Annotated in this window: 3 protein-coding genes; all 3 read left to right on the plus strand. The window is 46.0% G+C overall.

The window, feature by feature from the left end; genetic code table 11:
* Positions 1-660 (plus strand): hypothetical protein (locus tag KDD36_14940; GenBank protein MCB0397944.1); only part of this gene is annotated, 660 nt, incomplete at its 5' end.
* 54 nt (positions 661-714) lie between these two features.
* Positions 715-1,839, plus strand: a complete 1,125-nt coding sequence (locus KDD36_14945; GenBank protein ID MCB0397945.1) for an OmpA family protein — start codon at positions 715-717, stop codon at positions 1,837-1,839.
* Positions 1,836-2,977: peptidase domain-containing ABC transporter (locus KDD36_14950; protein ID MCB0397946.1), on the plus strand; the 1,142-nt coding region annotated here is incomplete at its 3' end. The genes KDD36_14945 and KDD36_14950, both read left to right, overlap by 4 nt.

Genomic DNA, 2,977 nt, shown 5'->3' on the forward strand with positions numbered 1-2,977 from the left:
ATAGCTAACCTCAAATTGGCCCTGCGTAAAGGATTCAAAAACTACCATCTTCTGATCAATGATACTTTACTCAATGGACTGAAAGGGTCTGAACAATGGGTGGGCATTGTAGAGCAGACAAGAAATGTAAGTGGTTCTTATGATTCATTGCGGACTGTGTTGAAGCGATTGTCTCATCTGGACCAGGCATATCGCATTATACTTGATTCACTTCAACAGGCAGGTAACAATGATGCACATGTTTTGGATTCTGTTTTTACCCTCATGGTAGCAACGGATAAAAGCAATTTACGAATACTGGATACGCTGATTGTCCGATACGGATTCCTGAGCAATAGTCTTGGATGGAAGGGCACCGCCCAAACAGAGTTTATGATTATCCAGCATGCGGACCGGAACACCCAACTGAAATATTTGGATGTTCTTGTAAACGCTGCAAAAAATGGAGAGGAATACCCGGCGAATGTTGCCATGTTATTGGATAGGCTCACACTGGGTCTGAAAAAGAAACAATATTTCGGTAGTCAACTTTATTTCGATGAACAGGAAGGTCGCTTTAAGCCATTTGAGTTAATAGAACCTGACAGCATGGATACCTGGCGGTCAAAGCTCGGCTTAATGCCGATGGGTGAGTACCTGAGGGAAATGAATAACGAATAATGAATAATGCATATTCTATCTGTAAACTTCCCCGAAATAGGGAAAACATTGGTTATGAACAGATTCGTTTTCATTATCGTTTTATTTTTCGCAACCTCCGGGCGGATATTGTCGGCCCAAAATCTGCTCCCTAATCCGGGTTTTGAGGCGTATGATAGCTCCATTGTGAGTACAGGGGGATGGCATTTTCAACCCAAATCCTGGAAGAATGTCTCCGGGGGGAGATATCCGCCTTATATCCGGAATGAATCCCGGTTTAATGGCTTGTATGCAAAATTGCAAATCCTGAATGAATATAAGTCCGCTTCCGGAAGAGCATGTATGCTTATGTATCTTTACACGGATGGATTGAGTCGGGACTTTTTGTCAACACACCTTGCAGAGCCATTGGTAAAAGGAAACAGCTACCACATCGAATTTGATATACGGTATTGCCCGGAACAAAGCAGTTATGCGCTTGATCGCATCGGCATACTGCTATCTGCGAAAGAAACCATGCTTATGAATTTCAGCCAACATGGTGTGTCTGCATCTACTTTGGCTACAGGACTTCTGTCAGAGGTTGTTGATACTTTATGGCACCATGTGAGCTTAAACTATAGGGCTTGGGGTGGAGAGCAGTATCTGACAATTGGTAATTTCTCGCCTGAAAATGCCATGCAAAAGAAAAAAGTAAATCCATACAATCGCCCGGGTGTGGTTTCATGCTATGCGTTCGATAATATTTCTATAATGAATGCTGAGACAGATAGCCTTGTCAAATATTATAAACGTGTGTACGACGGGGATACACCCAAAACATCTGCTATTGCTCCGGATCAAACCTTATTTGAGGCCGGAAAAATATACCGATTTGGGAATTTATTGTTCGATAAGGCACGACCATGTCCGGCAAATTCATCAACACAAATAGTAAATATCGTATGCCAATACCTGCTTTCCAATGAAAATGAACGCATATTGATTGTTGGGCATACCGATAGCGACAGTGATGAGATCGATAATATGAAATTATCCCGGCAGCGCGCCGTATGTATCGCTGATTTATTGGAATCGTGTGGTATCCCCCGAAACCGCATTATAACGGTTGGTCTGAGTGAAGATTTTCCATTGGTGGCTAATGTCTCGGATGATGCAAAAGCACAGAACAGACGTGTGGAAATATTGTTTTTGAAATGAAACTTAGGTCCTTTAGGCAATATAATCAACATGACCACATGGACTGCGGCCCCACCTGCCTTCGCATGATCGCAAAGCATTACGGTCGTTCCATCTCCCTGGAAAAACTCAAACGCATTTCCGAAACCACCCGCTTAGGCTCCAACCTGAGAAACATCTCCGATGCCGCAGAATCCATCGGCTTCCGCAGCCTGGGCGTTAAGGTGGATTTCAACAAACTGAAGGAAGACGCTCCCCTGCCCTGCATCGTCCACTGGAACCAGAATCATTTTGTAGTACTGTACAGGATCAAAGGCGATACGCTGTATGTCGCCGACCCAGGCCACGGCCTGCTGAAATATTCCACAAAAGAGTTCATAGAGCACTGGACAGGCCAGCCAACATCGGACGAAGCCAACAAAGGCGTGGCACTCCTTGTGGAGCCTACCCCACGCCTGCACCAAAGTGAGGAGGACGATCATACCACCCGCCGGGGCTTCTCCTTCCTGTACCAATACCTGTTCCGGTACAAGAAGTTCATGGTACAACTCTGCCTGGGCCTGCTGGCAGGCAGCTTGCTGAACCTGATCTTTCCTTTCCTTACCCAGAGCATCGTCGATATCGGCATCCAGAACCGCGACATCAACTTTATCTACCTCATCCTGTTTGCTCAGTTGCTTCTCTTTCTCGGACGGGCCTCCATTGAAGTCATCCGCGGCTGGATACTCCTGCACCTGAGCACCCGCATCAACATCTCCCTGGTCTCCGACTTCTTTATCAAGCTGATGAACCTGCCCATCGCCTACTTCGATGTGAAAGTGACCGGCGACATCATGCAGCGCATCAACGACCACCGCAGGATCGAAAACCTGCTGACCACTTCCTCGCTCAATACCCTGTTCTCTTTCTTTAACCTCATCGTCTTCGGTGCCGTGCTGGCGTGGTATGACCCGCGTATATTTTTTATTTTCCTCACCGGAAGCGCTATATATATGGGTTGGATTCTTATATTTCTCAAGCGCCGAAAAGACCTCGACTATAAACGTTTCTCACGCTCCAGCGAGGAACAGAGTAAAGTGATTGAACTGATCAACGGCATGCAGGAAATTAAACTGCACAACGCCGAAAAACAGAAACGCTGGTCATGGGAACACCTCCA

Source organism: Flavobacteriales bacterium, assembly GCA_020435415.1.
Classification (GTDB): Bacteria; Bacteroidota; Bacteroidia; order JACJYZ01; family JACJYZ01; genus JACJYZ01.